Source organism: Burkholderia sp. E168m23 (genome assembly GCF_016586125.1).
Lineage (GTDB): Bacteria > Pseudomonadota > Gammaproteobacteria > Burkholderiales > Burkholderiaceae > Burkholderia > Burkholderia orbicola.
This window is the reverse complement of record NZ_BCPP01000076.1, coordinates 1-12,810: the sequence shown is the minus strand read 5'-3', so window position 1 is coordinate 12,810 and position 12,810 is coordinate 1. Positions and strand designations below refer to the sequence as shown.

Sequence of the window (12,810 nt, the reverse complement as noted above, 5' to 3'; positions counted from 1 at the left end):
AACCCGACACGCCGATCGGCGAAAACAGATACGCGAGCAACGTCGCGCGTTCCGCCGGCGTGAGGAAGCCGGTCGGTTCGTTGTCGCGGGCCTTGCGCCAAGTCGCTTCGCCATCCTGAGCAATGAAGCGGGCCGGATTGGTCGATGCATATTCGGTGCGGCGAATATGATCGAGCACGCGCTCGATCAGCCGCAGATAGCGCATTCGCTGCGTTTTCTTGATCGGCAACTCGCCGACGAAGTTCGCGATGGTCGGTGTATCGACCGTCGCCAGGTTCTTTTGATGCGCGCGCATCCATGCGAGAAACGCGCCCCATTGCGCGCGATAGACATCGGCCGACGAGCGGCGATAGTCCTGCATTGCCAGCCATGCGTCGAACGCGGCTTCGGGCGAAAGAACCCAGTCGGACGCATCGCGGTCGAACAGGTCCTTTTCTTCCGGTGGGGCGGCGGTGTCGGGAGAGGCGGGAAGGGACATGGTATTAATTCCGTTAGTTGCGTATATGGTAGCCCTTTCCGCAACGTCTCGGGCAGCAAAAGGGTGAAGCGGCCGCCCTGCGCGGCGGCCGCGGTTGAGCCGTCAGTCGCCCCACGCCTTGGACGGGCGGAGAGGGCGCGACGGACGCACGGTATCGTGTGTCGTTGCCGCGGCTTCGTACGCGAGAACGGCGAATGAAAAGACCGCGGGCAGCGCGTTCGAGCGCCCGAAGTCGATTGGATCGTCGGTCTCGGGAAACGTCATGTCCGACGGCCGTTCGAACAGTTGACGCATGCCGGCGTCGTGCCGGCTCGCAAAGCCGAGATCGGCGAGCGCCTCGGCTTCGATCGCGTGCAGCAGGCGCCACGTCAGCGGCACGCGCTGACGGATGTACCGCCCGGCGATATGGCGAACGATCAATTCGAGGTCATGCGCGGCAGCCTTGAAGCTGAGCGCGGCCAAATCTTGTTCTTCTGTCATTGCAGGCTCCTGTCGACCGGAGCGGGCGCCTCGGTGCGCCGGCTCCGGCCCATGCATGGCGGAATGTCCGTATACTGTACAAACATACAGTACTTTCCGCAACTGGCCTGCAACTGACCTTTTGGCCGACTACCCGCGCCGTCAGCGATGGATCACGATCAACAAGGCCCGTGCTTCGGCCTTGCCGGGATTGCGGATTGCATGCGGCTCATCGGCCGGGTAACGCGCGGTGTCACCCGCCTTCAGGCGTCGGCTCGCCGCGGCGGCCTCGATTTCCATCGCGCCCTGCAGCACGGTGAGGTGCTCGCGCGTGCCCGGTTCGTGCGCGTTCGATACCAGGGCGCCGCCGCCCGGCAGCGTCAGTTCGTACCACTCGAACTTGCCGGCGAGGTCGATCGGGCCCCATACGCGCAACTGGTACCGGCCGTCGTGGCCGGCGAGCGTCGGAATGTCGTGCGGGCCGTCCACGCGGATCGTCTCGGGCGCCTTCGGCTGCGAGAACAATTCGTCGAGCGTGATGCCGAGCGCGTTCGTCAGCCGCCATGCCACGGCGATGGTCGGGTTGGCCTTGTCGCGTTCGATTTCGGAGAGCATCGATTTCGATACGCCGGCTGCGCGCGACAGGTCATCGAGCGTCAGCTTGCGCTCGTTGCGCAGGCGCTGAATCTGCTCGCCCACACGCGGCGGGGTCGCGGCCGGCGGCTGCGGGGCGGCGTCGGCGGCCGGGCGCCGCGATCCGGAGGAACTTGCCATTTGGATTCCGTTCGCTTAGAGTTGTTCGATATTTCGAATTCTAGTTCGGAATATCGGATAAATGCGGTCAACCGAACGACCGACTATAACAGTAGCAGGCCGTTGCGCCGCCACGAGCGGTGCGCTGCGGAATGCGAAACCCTGTCAGGAGCTTTGCGATGCGTGATGCCTTTCTCGCCCAGGTGCGCGGGACGCTCGACCAGATCCGCGCGGACGGTTTTTACAAGACCGAGCGCGAGATCGCGAGTCCCCAGGCGGCAGCCGTGCGGCTCGCCGGCGGTGCCGGCGTGCTCAATTTCTGCGCGAACAACTATCTGGGTCTGGCGAACGATCCGCGCCTGATCGACGCGGCGAAGGCCGGCCTCGACCAGGACGGCTTCGGCATGGCATCGGTGCGCTTCATCTGCGGCACGCAAACCGTCCACAAGCAACTGGAAAGCGCGCTGGCCACGTTTCTCGGCACCGAGGACAGCATCCTCTATTCGAGCTGCTTCGACGCGAACGGCGGGCTGTTCGAAACATTGCTCGACGAGAACGACGCGGTGATCAGCGACGAACTGAATCACGCGAGCATCATCGACGGCATTCGCCTGTGCAAGGCGAAGCGTTTTCGCTACAAGAACAACGATCTGTCCGACCTCGAGGCGAAGCTCAAGGAAGCCGACGCCGCTGGCGCGCGCCACAAGCTGATCGCGACCGACGGCGTGTTTTCGATGGACGGCATCATCGCCGACCTCAAAGGCATCTGCGATCTCGCCGATCGCTACGGCGCGCTCGTGATGGTCGACGATTCGCATGCGGTCGGCTTCATCGGCACGCACGGCCGCGGCACACCCGAGCACTGCGGCGTCGAAGGTCGCGTGGACATCATCACGGGCACGCTCGGCAAGGCGCTCGGGGGTGCCTCGGGCGGCTATGTCGCCGCACGTCGCGAGGTGATCGAGCTGCTGCGCCAGCGCTCGCGTCCGTATCTGTTCTCGAACACGCTCACGCCGAGCATCGCCGCGGCGTCGCTGAAGGTGCTGGAACTGCTCGGCAGCGACGAAGGCGCGAAGCTGCGCGAGCGCGTGCGCGAGAACGGCGCGCGGTTCCGCAAGCAGATGACCGAAGCCGGCTTCACGCTCGTGCCCGGCGCGCATCCGATCATCCCGGTGATGCTCGGCGACGCGCAGCTCGCGACGAACATGGCCGACAAGCTGCTCGGCGAAGGCGTCTACGTGATCGGCTTCTCGTTCCCCGTCGTGCCGCGCGGCCGTGCGCGCATCCGCACGCAGATGAGCGCCGCGCACTCGCCCGAACAGGTCGACCAGACGGTCGCCGCGTTCGTGCGCGTCGGCAAGTCGCTCGGCATCATCTGACGGAGGCGCGACCATGAAAGCACTGGCAAAGCTCGAACGCGGCCCCGGCCTCACGCTCACGCGCGTGAAGCGTCCCGAAGTCGGCCACAACGACGTGCTGATCAAGATCCGCCGCACGGCGATCTGCGGCACCGACATCCATATCTGGAAGTGGGACGACTGGGCGCAGAAGACGATTCCGGTGCCGATGCACGTCGGCCACGAATACGTCGGCGAGATCGTCGAGATGGGGCAGGAAGTGCGCGGCTTCGCGATCGGCGATCGTGTGTCCGGCGAAGGTCACATCACGTGCGGTTTCTGCCGAAACTGTCGCGCCGGGCGCCGGCATTTGTGCCGCAACACGGTGGGCGTCGGCGTGAACCGCGAAGGCGCGTTCGCCGAATACCTGGCGATTCCGGCGTTCAACGCGTTCAAGATTCCGCCGGAGATCTCCGACGATCTCGCGTCGATCTTCGATCCGTTCGGCAACGCGACGCATACGGCGCTGTCGTTCAACCTCGTCGGCGAAGACGTGCTGATCACCGGCGCGGGCCCGATCGGCATCATGGCCGTCGCGATCGCGAAGCACGTCGGCGCGCGCAACGTCGTCATCACCGACATCAACGACTATCGGCTGGAACTCGCACGCAAGATGGGCGCGACGCGCGCGGTCAACGTCGCGCGCGAGTCGCTGCGCGACGTGATGGCCGACCTGCACATGACCGAAGGCTTCGACGTCGGGCTCGAGATGTCAGGTGTGCCGAGCGCGTTCACGAGCCTGCTCGAGGCGATGAACCACGGCGGCAAGGTCGCGCTGCTCGGCATCCCGCCCGCGCAGACGGCGATCGACTGGAACCAGGTGATCTTCAAGGGGCTCGAGATCAAGGGCATCTATGGTCGCGAGATGTTCGAGACCTGGTACAAGATGGTCGCGATGCTGCAGAGCGGCCTCGACCTGTCGCCGATCATTACGCATCGTTTCGCGGCCGATGATTACGAGCAAGGCTTCGCCGCGATGCTGTCCGGCGAAAGCGGCAAGGTGATTCTCGACTGGACGGCCTGAGTCGAGTGAGTGTCGAGACGGGGCAGTGCGGCGCGATCGCCGCCTGCCCTGTTTTCGTTTGCACGCGCATCGTTGCGCGTCGGAACGCGTGATTCAGCGCTTGAGGTGAGATTATTCGGGAGCTGTGTGTGCGTGCCGAATCGCCGCGCGATCCCGCATCGGTGAATGGCGATTTCACGTCCGCTTCACCTGTCGGTAGCCACCTCGCTTCTTCTCGTCACGCCATTCGGCGCCTGCTTTTCCTTCTTCCACACACTTCCCTGCTTCGCCTGGCAGGCGGGCGTTTGCTTGCCGCCGTATGCGACATCGCGCCGAATCGGGACATCAACCGTGAGCTGCACACAGCGTTGCGCCTCACTGATAGGCGATGCGATCGACATCGATCGGCCTCGACCGGTGCGCAGGCCACCACTTGATCCGTTCACCATTCAATCAGCGCGAATCGAGCTGAAGACTCGTCAGGACGAGCAGACGCTTCAGGCACGATTCAACCTTCCCACCGGCAGGGCCTTTTCATCCAGGCATTGACGGCGGAGAACGATCGTTCTACCGTAAACCCCATGAACACACTTCTCGACTCCTCCGGCGAACCGGGCGTTCGCGACCGGCTGCTCGACGCGGCCGAAGCGCTGATCTACTCCGGCGGCATCCATGCGACCGGTGTCGACGCGATCGTCAAGCGATCCGGCGCGGCGCGAAAGAGCTTTTATTCGCATTTCGAATCGAAAGAAGCACTGGTGGTCGCCGCGCTCGAGCGGCGAGACGAGCGCTGGATGCGCTGGTTCGTCGACGGCACGCTGGCGCGCGGCAAGGCGCCGCGCGCGCAACTGCTCGGCATGTTCGATGTGCTGCGCGACTGGTTCGGGCAGCCCGACTTCCACGGTTGCGCATTCCTGAACGCGTCGGGCGAGATACCCGACGCCGACGATCCCGTGCGCGTCGTCGCCCGTATGCACAAGGCGCGCCTGCTGGCATTCGTGCGCGAGCGCCTCGACGCCTATGCCGACGAAACCGGCATCGAGCGCCGCGGGCTCGCGCGCCTCGCGCGTCAGTGGCTCGTATTGATCGACGGCGCGATCGGCGTGGCGCTCGTCAGTGGCGATGCAAACGCTGCACGCGATGCCCGCGCGACGGCTGAACTGCTGCTCGACACCGCCTCGCGGTAGCCGACGCAGCGAATCCGAACCGGCTGCGTGCGTTCGCGGCCAGAACCCTGAACAGGAGCTACCCATGTCCGCTTCCCCCGAAGTTCGTCCGCCCGTTCCGCCCTTCACGCTCGACACGGCGCGCCAGAAAGTGCGCGCCGCCGAGGACGCGTGGAACACGCGCGACCCGCAACGCGTGTCGCTCGCCTATACGCCGCAAAGCCGCTGGCGCAATCGCGCGGAATTCGTGACGGGCCGCGACGAGATCGTCGGGCTGCTGCAGCGGAAGTGGGCGCGCGAACTCGACTACCGGCTGATCAAGGAGCTGTGGGCGTTCGGCGGCAATCGCATCGCGGTGCGCTTTGCGTACGAGTGGCACGACGATGCGGGCAACTGGTTCCGTTCGTACGGCAACGAGAACTGGGAGTTCGACGAAAACGGCCTGATGGCGCATCGTCACGCGAGCATCAATGATCTGCCGATTCGCGAGGCGGACCGTCTTTATCATTGGCCGCTCGGCCGTCGTCCGGACGATCATCCGGGGCTGTCCGATCTCGGGCTGTGATGATGCGCGCACGCGTTCAACGGATCGGCGAACGCATCACCAAGCTTCAATGGTGAGGAAATTCGGGAGCCGCCCGCTGAAGGTGAGACTTTTCGGGACGAGGTGAAATGCCGCGTCGAACTGGGTGCATTGAACGGATCGACGCGACGTCGCAGGGGTAAAGCGGCGCAGATGTCGACGTGCAGCGGTGTGCTTTCCTGCGTGATGCATCTCACCGATCGCATCGAAGCGATCGTGCATTGCCGATCGGTGTGTGCGAGCGCGACGTGCAACTCACCGATCGAATCATCTTGCGACTTTCAACGAAAAATCGCGCAAGCAGTGCGCGCTGCGATAGGGCGTTGCTCACCGCTCGATGTTCACCGCCGCCGCATCGTCAAAGTCGGCACACGTGCGCAACCGCATCGTGTATCGCTCACCGCAGCCGATTCACGAAGGGCCGCCCGGCGCCAGCGCCGGGCACGACCCTCACCTCTCACCCCGCAATCCGCGCGGCGATCGCCTCGCCCACTTCCTGCGTGCCCGCATTGCCGCCGAGATCGCGGGTACGCGGCCCCGTGCGCAGCACGTCCTCGATCGCGGCGACGATCGCATCGTGCGCTTCGCGTTCGCGGCCCGTGCCGTTGCCGAGGAAGTCGAGCATCATCGCCGCCGACCAGATCATCGCGACCGGATTCGCGATGTATTGCCCCGCGATGTCGGGCGCGGAACCGTGCACGGGCTCGAATAGCGACGGGAACGTGCGGTCGGGGTTCAGGTTCGCCGACGGCGCGATGCCGATCGTGCCCGTACAGGCCGGCCCGAGATCCGACAGGATGTCGCCGAACAGGTTGGACGCGACGACGACGTCGAAGCGGTCCGGCTGCAGCACGAAGCGCGCGCACAGGATGTCGATGTGCTGCTTGTCGACCGCGATCTCCGGATAGCGTTCGGCCATCTCGGCCGCGCGCGCATCCCACCACGGCATGCTGATCGCGATGCCGTTGCTCTTGGTCGCGACGGTGACGCGCTTCGCGCGCCGCTGCGCGAGCTCGAACGCGAATTTCAGCACACGCTCGGTGCCGTGCCGCGTGAAGATCGACTGCTGCATCACGACTTCGCGCTCGGTGCCTTCGAACATCGTGCCGCCGACCGACGAATATTCGCCCTCGGTGTTCTCGCGCACGATCATGAAATCGATGTCGCCCGGGCGGCGGCCGGCGAGCGGCGACGGCACGCCGTCGAACAGGCGCGCGGGCCGCAGGTTGATGTACTGGTCGAATTCGCGGCGGAATTTCAGCAGCGAGCCCCACAGCGAAATGTGATCGGGCACCGTCGCCGGCCAGCCGACCGCGCCGAACAGGATCGCGTCCATGCCCGACAGTTGCGCCTTCCAGTCGTCCGGCATCATCGTGCCGTGCTGCGCGTAGTAGTCGCAGCTCGCCCAGTCGATCTCGACGAAGTCGAAGCGCACGCCGAAGCGCGCGGTCACGGCGGCGAGCGTGCGCAGGCCCTCGGGCATCACTTCGCGGCCGATGCCGTCGCCGGGGATCACGGCAATCCTGTAAGTCCTGTCGGTCATGCAAATCTCCTTGGCTGATTGGCCGGCTGCCGGAAAGGCAGGGGCCCGTCACGTCATTCTATTTGTTTCCATCTGGATTAAAATCGCTCAAAAGTTAATCGACTTTCCACGAATCGTGAATAAATCGCCGAACCTCGACGACCTGCGCGTGTTCAGCCTGGTCGTCCGCCTTGCGAGCTTCAGCGCGGCCGCCGAGCAGCTCGCCGTGTCGCCCGCGTACGTCAGCAAGCGCGTCGCGATGCTCGAGGCGCAGCTCGGCACGCGCCTGCTGCATCGCTCGACACGCCGCATGACGGTCACCGACGCCGGCGAACGCGTGTTCGCGCGCGCCGAAAAGATTCTCGACGACGTCGATCATCTCGTCGAGGACGTGTCGACCACGCGCACGGTGCCGCGCGGCACGCTGCGCATGTCGAGCAGCTTCGGCTTCGGCCGGCACGTCGTCGCGCCGGCGCTGCTCGACTTCAGCGCGCGCTATCCGCAGTTGAATGTGCGGCTCGATCTGTTCGACCGGCTCGTCGACGTGGCGGGCGAAGGCTACGACCTCGACGTGCGCATCGGCGACGAGATCGCCGATCACCTGATCGCGCGCCGCCTTGCCACGAACCATCGCGTGCTGTGCGCGTCGCCAGACTATCTCGCCCGACGCGGCACGCCGCGCTCGCTCGCCGATCTCACATCGCACGACTGTCTCGCGATCAAGGAGCGCGATCATCCGTTCGGCGTATGGCGGCTGAATGTGCGCGGGGAAACGGTCACGGTGAAGGTTGGCGGCGCGCTGTCGACGAACCATGGCGAGGTGGCCGTGCAATGGGCGCTGGCCGGACGCGGCATCGTGCTGCGCTCGATCTGGGAGGCCGGGCCGCTGATCGAACGCGGCGAACTGTGTCGCGTGCTGCCGGACGCGACCCAGCCCGCGAACATCTGGGCCGTGTACCCGGAACGCGTCGCGGCGTCGGCGAAGGTGCGCGTGTGCGTGGATTTTCTGGTGGAGACGCTGGCCGGCCTGAATGCCGCGGCGGGTGACGATACGGCCTGAAACCGGCTAAAGGTGAGCTTTTACGGGGGCGTGCGCAGGCATCGTCGACGATGCCTGCGGAGCGTCACGCCGCGTGTCGCGCGCCGAGCATCAGGTCGAGATTCTGCACGGCGGCGCCGGATGCCCCTTTGCCGAGATTGTCGAACACGGCGGACAGCAGCACCTGCCCGCCGTTCGCGTTGACGAACACGCCGAGCCGCAGATCATTGGTGCCGTTCAGCGCTTGCGGATCGAGATGCGTTGCCGCGCGTGCGTCCGCGAGCGGCATCACATCGACGTGACGGGCGTCCGCGTAGTGGTGCGCGAGACACGCATGCAGCCGCTCACCCGTCACGCCGGCCGGAAGCAGGCGCAGCTCGATCGGAATGGTGAGCACGATGCCTTGCCGATAGGCACCGTAGGCCGGCACGAAGAACGGGCGGTGCGCGAGCCCCGCATGCTGCCGGATCTCGGGCACGTGCTTGTGCGCGAGCGCGAGGCCGTAGACCTGCAGCGGCAACGCGCGTGCCGCGGCGTCGCCCGATTCGAATGCGTCGACGGCGGCTCTCCCGCCGCCCGAGTAACCGGACACCGCATGGATGCTCACCGGGTAGTCGCGCGGCAGCAGCCCGGCCTGCAGCAGCGGACGAAGCAGGCCGATCGCGCCGGTCGGGTAGCAGCCGGGATTGGTCACGCGCTTCGCATGCGCGATCTCGTGTGCGTGTCCGTCGGCCATCTCGGGAAAGCCGTAGACCCAGTCGGGTTGCGTGCGATGGGCCGAACTCGCGTCGATCACGCGTACCGCCGGGTTCCGGATGAAGCCGACCGCTTCGCGCGCGGCCGCATCGGGCAGGCACAGGATCGCGATATCGCACGCGTTGAGTGCATCGGCGCGCCGCGCCGCCTCCTTGCGTTCGGCGGCGGGAAGCGTGAGCAGCCGCACGTCGGTGCGGTCGCGCAGACGCGCGTGAATCTGCAACCCGGTCGTGCCCTGGTCGCCGTCGATGAAGACAGTGGGGAAGCTCATGATGGTCGTGCTCGTCGCGTTCGGTCGTCGGGGAAACCGTATCGTCCACCGAACGCCTAGAATAGGAAAAGTTGAATTTGCTGATCGTCTGATTCAGATTTCCTGAACGAGAGGAGTGTGATGCGCGAGATCAGTCTGGACCGTCTGCGTACGCTGGTCGCGATCGCGGACCAGGGTTCCTTCGTGGCGGCGGCGCAATGGCTTCATCTCGCGCCGCCGACCGTCAGCCTGCATGTCGCCGAGCTGGAAAGCCGCGTCGGCGCGCCGCTGCTGTCGCGCACGCGCGGCAACGTGCGCCCGTCGGTGATCGGTGAAGTGCTGGTGGAGCGGGCGCGGCGTCTGCTGGCGGAAGTCGAATCGACGCTGGACGACGTGCAGCGACAGGTGCAGGGGTTGACCGGGCGCGTGCGTCTCGGCGCGTCGACCGGCGCGATCGCGCATCTGCTGCCGCAGGCGGTGGCTGGACTGCGCGCGCAGCATCCGGATATCGACGTGCAGATCGCGGTGCTCACGTCGCAGGACACGCTGGCGCGCATTGCACAGGGCACGCTCGACGTCGGGCTGGTCGCGCTGCCGCAAGCGCCGGTCGCGGGGCTGTCGATCCGCTCGTGGCGCCGCGACCCGGTGATGGCTTTCCTGCCCGCGGACTGGCCGCTTCCGGCCCGTGTGACGCCGGCGTATCTGGCCGCGCGGCCGCTGATTCTCAACGATGCGACGACGCGCCTGTCGCGGCTCACGACCGAATGGTTCGCGCTCGGCGGCCACCGGCCCGTGCCGCGGATCGAACTCAACTACAACGATGCGATCAAGAGCCTGGTCGCCGCGGGGTACGGCGCGACGCTGCTGCCGCACGAGGCGGGCGCCCCGCTGCCGGATGCGCGCATCGTCATGCGGCCGCTACGTCCGGCGCTGTGGCGTGAGCTGGGGATCGCCCATCGGGCCGGCCCGGTCGAACGGGCCACGCAGCACGTGCTCGATGCGCTGCGGGCGCTCGGCGCGCGATAGCGGGCCGTCGTGCGGCTGGCCCGTGCGGGCCGTACGGCCTGAACGCAGGTTCAGAGCCGGTTGTCCTTCGCCAGCGTGAGCACGCGCGCCCAGCGCTGCGCATCGCGCTTGTCCATCATCGGCAGCTTCCATTCGCCGCGCACGGCGTCGCGCACGCGCACGACGAGATGCCAGCGGCCGTCGATCGGCGCGGCCTCGCAACCGTCGAGCTGCGACAGCGTATAGCGGCCGTCCGCGCTGTCATGCGACAGCCACAGCAACCCTTGCGTCGTGGACACGCGCAACTCGCCCCACGCGCGATGCACGATATGCGTCCAGCCTGCTTCCTTCGTGTTCGGTGCGATGTCGCGGCGGCGCTTGAGCCACCACGCGATCAACGCGATCAGGAGCGCGGCGGCGAGCACGGCGGCCGCGATCGCGACCGGCTGGCCGAACTGCGCGGCGATGACGTGAAACAGGTGAACGGCGCCCCATCCGAGGGCGATGAGCGCGAATAGCGCAATGAAAATCGGCATGTCGAATCGGAAAGGAGGACGGGCCGGCGCAGGCAGCGCACCGGCCCGTTGCACACGGCATTACCGGCGGCGGTGAATGTCGTGCGTGACGAAGCCCGCGTCGTTGGTGGGCAGCGCGAGGCCGTCCTTCACCGCGAGCGTCTTGCGGATGTCGTCGAGACCCGCGGACCAGTGGTCGCGCATCGTCGACAGACCGAACTGATAGTCCTTGTAGTGATGCTCGTACGCCTTCTGCTGATAGATCAGATGCTGGATGTTGTACTTCTTCCCGCTCGACATCGCTTCGGCTTCGACGCACCACGGATCGTTCTTGCGTTGCTCTTCCGGCACCTGTTCGAGCACGTGGCGCAGCACGTTGCGGTAGCGCTGTTCGCGCTGCAGCGTGTCGGTCACGAAACGCGTGCGGCTCGAATACTGCACGTCCTTCGTGCGCTCGGCGACGTCGGCCATCGTGCGCGGCAGCGGCCCGCGCGCGCTCCACAGATCGACCTGGAACGCGAGCGTATCGCAGCGCGGCCGGGCGCGGAGCACTTCCATCAGCGGCGTGTTCGACACGACACCACCGTCCCAGTAATACTCGCCGTCGATCTCGACGGGCGGGAACGCGGGCGGCAACGCACCGGACGCCATGAAATGCTCGGGCGCGAGACGGATGCGCGAGTTGTCGAAGTACACGAAGTTGCCGGTGCCGACGTTGACCGCGCCGACCGACACGCGCGTCTCGCCCGAATTGATCCGGTCGAAATCGCACAGCTTGAGCAGCGTCGTGCGCAGCGCCGACGTGTCGTACCAGCTGATCTTTTGCGGATGATCGGCCACGCCCGGCAGCGGCGGCGGGAAGCGCGGCACGAAGAACCCTTGCTGGCCCTGCATCATCGCGCTCGCGGCCTGCGACGCGGTGAAGAACGTGCGCACCTGATCGATGCTGTTGAACAGCGCGAATTCGAACGCGGCCGGAATCGCGGGAAAGAACGCCGGCTGGCAGATCGTTTCCCAGAACTCACGCAGGCGCTCGACGCGATGCTCGGGCGCATTGCCGGCGATCAGCGCGGTGTTGAGCGCGCCGATCGAGATGCCCGCGATCCAGTCGAGCGGAATGCCCGCCTCGTGCAGCCCTTCGAACACGCCGGCCTGGTACGCGCCGAGCGCGCCGCCGCCCTGCAGGACGAGCGCGATCGTTTCGTACGGCAGCGACCGCGCAGCGGCCGGTGCGCCGGCTTCGTGGTGCAGGTCCGCCGCATCCACGGCCTGCTTTTCGGTGCGGGCGTGCGGCTTCATTGCATGAACCAGCCGTGGCTGACGATGAACGACTGGCCCGTGAGCGCGGCGCTCGGGAACGCCGACAGGAACAGCACCGTCTGCGCGACGTCCTGCACCGTCGTGAACACGCCGTCGACCGTGTTGCCCAGCATCACCTTCTTGATCACTTCCTCTTCGCTGATGCCGAGCTCCTTCGCCTGCTCCGGAATCTGCTTGTCGACCAGCGGCGTGCGCACGAAGCCCGGACACACGACGTGCGAGCGCACGTTGTGCTTCGCGCCTTCCTTCGCCAGCACGCGGGCGAGGCCCAGCAGGCCATGCTTGGCCGTCACGTACGCCGACTTCAGCGGCGACGCTTCGTGCGAGTGCACCGAACCCATGTAGATTACGACGCCGCCGCGATCGTCCTTGTACATGTGCTTGAGCGCGGCCTTCGTCGTCAGGAACGCGCCGTCCACGTGGATCGCCTGCATCTTCTTCCAGTCAGAGAACGAATAGTTCTCGATCGGGTTGACGATCTGGATGCCCGCGTTCGACACGAGGATGTCGACCGAGCCGAACGCTTCGGCCACCTTGTCGATGCCGCTGTTCACGGCGTCTTCG

Annotated in this window: 14 protein-coding genes and 1 pseudogene; 6 read left to right on the top strand and 9 right to left on the bottom strand. The window is 66.2% G+C overall.

What is annotated here, in order from left to right; genetic code table 11:
* From JMF90_RS06610 to JMF90_RS06600, 3 genes and pseudogenes are all read right to left on the bottom strand, one after another.
* A pseudogene (locus JMF90_RS06610) lies at positions 1-478 on the bottom strand (site-specific integrase); the annotation flags it as partial.
* A gap of 102 nt (positions 479-580) precedes the next feature.
* Positions 581-958, bottom strand: a complete 378-nt coding sequence (locus JMF90_RS06605; protein ID WP_011548749.1) for a DUF2471 family protein — start codon at positions 956-958, stop codon at positions 581-583.
* Positions 959-1,099: 141 nt separating this feature from the next.
* Positions 1,100-1,711: a helix-turn-helix domain-containing protein gene (locus tag JMF90_RS06600; RefSeq protein ID WP_006480189.1), complete on the bottom strand. Its 612-nt coding sequence runs from the start codon at positions 1,709-1,711 to the stop codon at positions 1,100-1,102.
* Between the two features lie 158 nt (positions 1,712-1,869).
* Between JMF90_RS06600 and JMF90_RS06595 the strand changes: the two genes are divergently transcribed.
* Positions 1,870-3,069 (top strand): glycine C-acetyltransferase, encoded by a 1,200-nt coding sequence (locus JMF90_RS06595; RefSeq protein WP_011548748.1) that lies wholly within the window; start codon positions 1,870-1,872, stop codon positions 3,067-3,069.
* A 13-nt stretch (positions 3,070-3,082) separates the two neighbouring features.
* Entirely contained in the window at positions 3,083-4,111 is a 1,029-nt protein-coding gene (tdh, locus tag JMF90_RS06590) for an L-threonine 3-dehydrogenase (RefSeq protein WP_011548747.1), read from the top strand.
* Between the two features lie 185 nt (positions 4,112-4,296).
* On the opposite strand, the gene JMF90_RS06585 is transcribed toward tdh, so the two are convergent.
* A complete protein-coding gene (locus JMF90_RS06585; protein ID WP_226292220.1) occupies positions 4,297-4,491 on the bottom strand; it encodes a hypothetical protein in 195 nt (64 codons plus the stop codon).
* 180 nt (positions 4,492-4,671) lie between these two features.
* Between JMF90_RS06585 and JMF90_RS06580 the strand changes: the two genes are divergently transcribed.
* Together JMF90_RS06580 and JMF90_RS06575 are read left to right on the top strand one after the other, a co-directional pair.
* Entirely contained in the window at positions 4,672-5,277 is a 606-nt protein-coding gene (locus JMF90_RS06580) for a TetR/AcrR family transcriptional regulator (RefSeq protein ID WP_011694925.1), read from the top strand.
* Positions 5,278-5,341: 64 nt separating this feature from the next.
* Positions 5,342-5,821, top strand: coding sequence for a nuclear transport factor 2 family protein (locus tag JMF90_RS06575; RefSeq protein ID WP_011548744.1), 480 nt, complete (start codon positions 5,342-5,344; stop codon positions 5,819-5,821).
* A gap of 475 nt (positions 5,822-6,296) precedes the next feature.
* Here the strand turns inward: JMF90_RS06575 and JMF90_RS06565 are convergent, their stop codons facing one another.
* The gene (locus JMF90_RS06565; RefSeq protein ID WP_011548742.1) at positions 6,297-7,382 is read right to left on the bottom strand and encodes a tartrate dehydrogenase; all 1,086 of its coding nucleotides are present in this window, start codon (positions 7,380-7,382) and stop codon (positions 6,297-6,299) included.
* A gap of 115 nt (positions 7,383-7,497) precedes the next feature.
* Between JMF90_RS06565 and JMF90_RS06560 the strand changes: the two genes are divergently transcribed.
* Positions 7,498-8,421 carry a LysR substrate-binding domain-containing protein gene (locus JMF90_RS06560; protein WP_011548741.1) on the top strand — a complete coding sequence of 308 codons (924 nt, stop codon included), beginning with the start codon at positions 7,498-7,500 and terminating at the stop codon, positions 8,419-8,421.
* A 64-nt stretch (positions 8,422-8,485) separates the two neighbouring features.
* Here the strand turns inward: JMF90_RS06560 and argC are convergent, their stop codons facing one another.
* A complete protein-coding gene (argC, locus tag JMF90_RS06555; protein ID WP_011548740.1) occupies positions 8,486-9,427 on the bottom strand; it encodes an N-acetyl-gamma-glutamyl-phosphate reductase in 942 nt (313 codons plus the stop codon).
* 120 nt (positions 9,428-9,547) lie between these two features.
* On the opposite strand from argC, the gene JMF90_RS06550 reads away from it, so the two are divergent.
* A complete protein-coding gene (locus JMF90_RS06550) occupies positions 9,548-10,432 on the top strand; it encodes a LysR family transcriptional regulator (protein WP_011548739.1) in 885 nt (294 codons plus the stop codon).
* 50 nt (positions 10,433-10,482) lie between these two features.
* Here the strand turns inward: JMF90_RS06550 and JMF90_RS06545 are convergent, their stop codons facing one another.
* From JMF90_RS06545 to JMF90_RS06535, 3 genes are all read right to left on the bottom strand, one after another.
* Positions 10,483-10,947 carry a hypothetical protein gene (locus JMF90_RS06545; protein ID WP_011548738.1) on the bottom strand — a complete coding sequence of 155 codons (465 nt, stop codon included), beginning with the start codon at positions 10,945-10,947 and terminating at the stop codon, positions 10,483-10,485.
* 60 nt (positions 10,948-11,007) lie between these two features.
* The gene (locus JMF90_RS06540; RefSeq protein ID WP_011548737.1) at positions 11,008-12,225 is read right to left on the bottom strand and encodes a DUF3734 domain-containing protein; all 1,218 of its coding nucleotides are present in this window, start codon (positions 12,223-12,225) and stop codon (positions 11,008-11,010) included.
* On the bottom strand, positions 12,222-12,810 hold a 589-nt coding region (locus JMF90_RS06535), incomplete at its 5' end, for a 3-hydroxybutyrate dehydrogenase (RefSeq protein WP_201324998.1). The genes JMF90_RS06535 and JMF90_RS06540, both read right to left, overlap by 4 nt.

What these genes read in the sequence shown, in the direction of transcription:
- JMF90_RS06605 (WP_011548749.1), bottom strand. Translation starts at nt 958, where the DNA reads ATGACAGAAGAACAAGATTTGGCCGCGCTCAGCTTCAAGGCTGCCGCG.
- JMF90_RS06600 (WP_006480189.1), bottom strand. Translation starts at nt 1,711, where the DNA reads ATGGCAAGTTCCTCCGGATCGCGGCGCCCGGCCGCCGACGCCGCCCCG.
- JMF90_RS06595 (WP_011548748.1), top strand. Translation starts at nt 1,870, where the DNA reads ATGCGTGATGCCTTTCTCGCCCAGGTGCGCGGGACGCTCGACCAGATC.
- tdh (WP_011548747.1), top strand. Translation starts at nt 3,083, where the DNA reads ATGAAAGCACTGGCAAAGCTCGAACGCGGCCCCGGCCTCACGCTCACG.
- JMF90_RS06585 (WP_226292220.1), bottom strand. Translation starts at nt 4,491, where the DNA reads ATGTCGATCGCATCGCCTATCAGTGAGGCGCAACGCTGTGTGCAGCTC.
- JMF90_RS06580 (WP_011694925.1), top strand. Translation starts at nt 4,672, where the DNA reads ATGAACACACTTCTCGACTCCTCCGGCGAACCGGGCGTTCGCGACCGG.
- JMF90_RS06575 (WP_011548744.1), top strand. Translation starts at nt 5,342, where the DNA reads ATGTCCGCTTCCCCCGAAGTTCGTCCGCCCGTTCCGCCCTTCACGCTC.
- JMF90_RS06565 (WP_011548742.1), bottom strand. Translation starts at nt 7,382, where the DNA reads ATGACCGACAGGACTTACAGGATTGCCGTGATCCCCGGCGACGGCATC.
- argC (WP_011548740.1), bottom strand. Translation starts at nt 9,427, where the DNA reads ATGAGCTTCCCCACTGTCTTCATCGACGGCGACCAGGGCACGACCGGG.
- JMF90_RS06550 (WP_011548739.1), top strand. Translation starts at nt 9,548, where the DNA reads ATGCGCGAGATCAGTCTGGACCGTCTGCGTACGCTGGTCGCGATCGCG.
- JMF90_RS06545 (WP_011548738.1), bottom strand. Translation starts at nt 10,947, where the DNA reads ATGCCGATTTTCATTGCGCTATTCGCGCTCATCGCCCTCGGATGGGGC.
- JMF90_RS06540 (WP_011548737.1), bottom strand. Translation starts at nt 12,225, where the DNA reads ATGAAGCCGCACGCCCGCACCGAAAAGCAGGCCGTGGATGCGGCGGAC.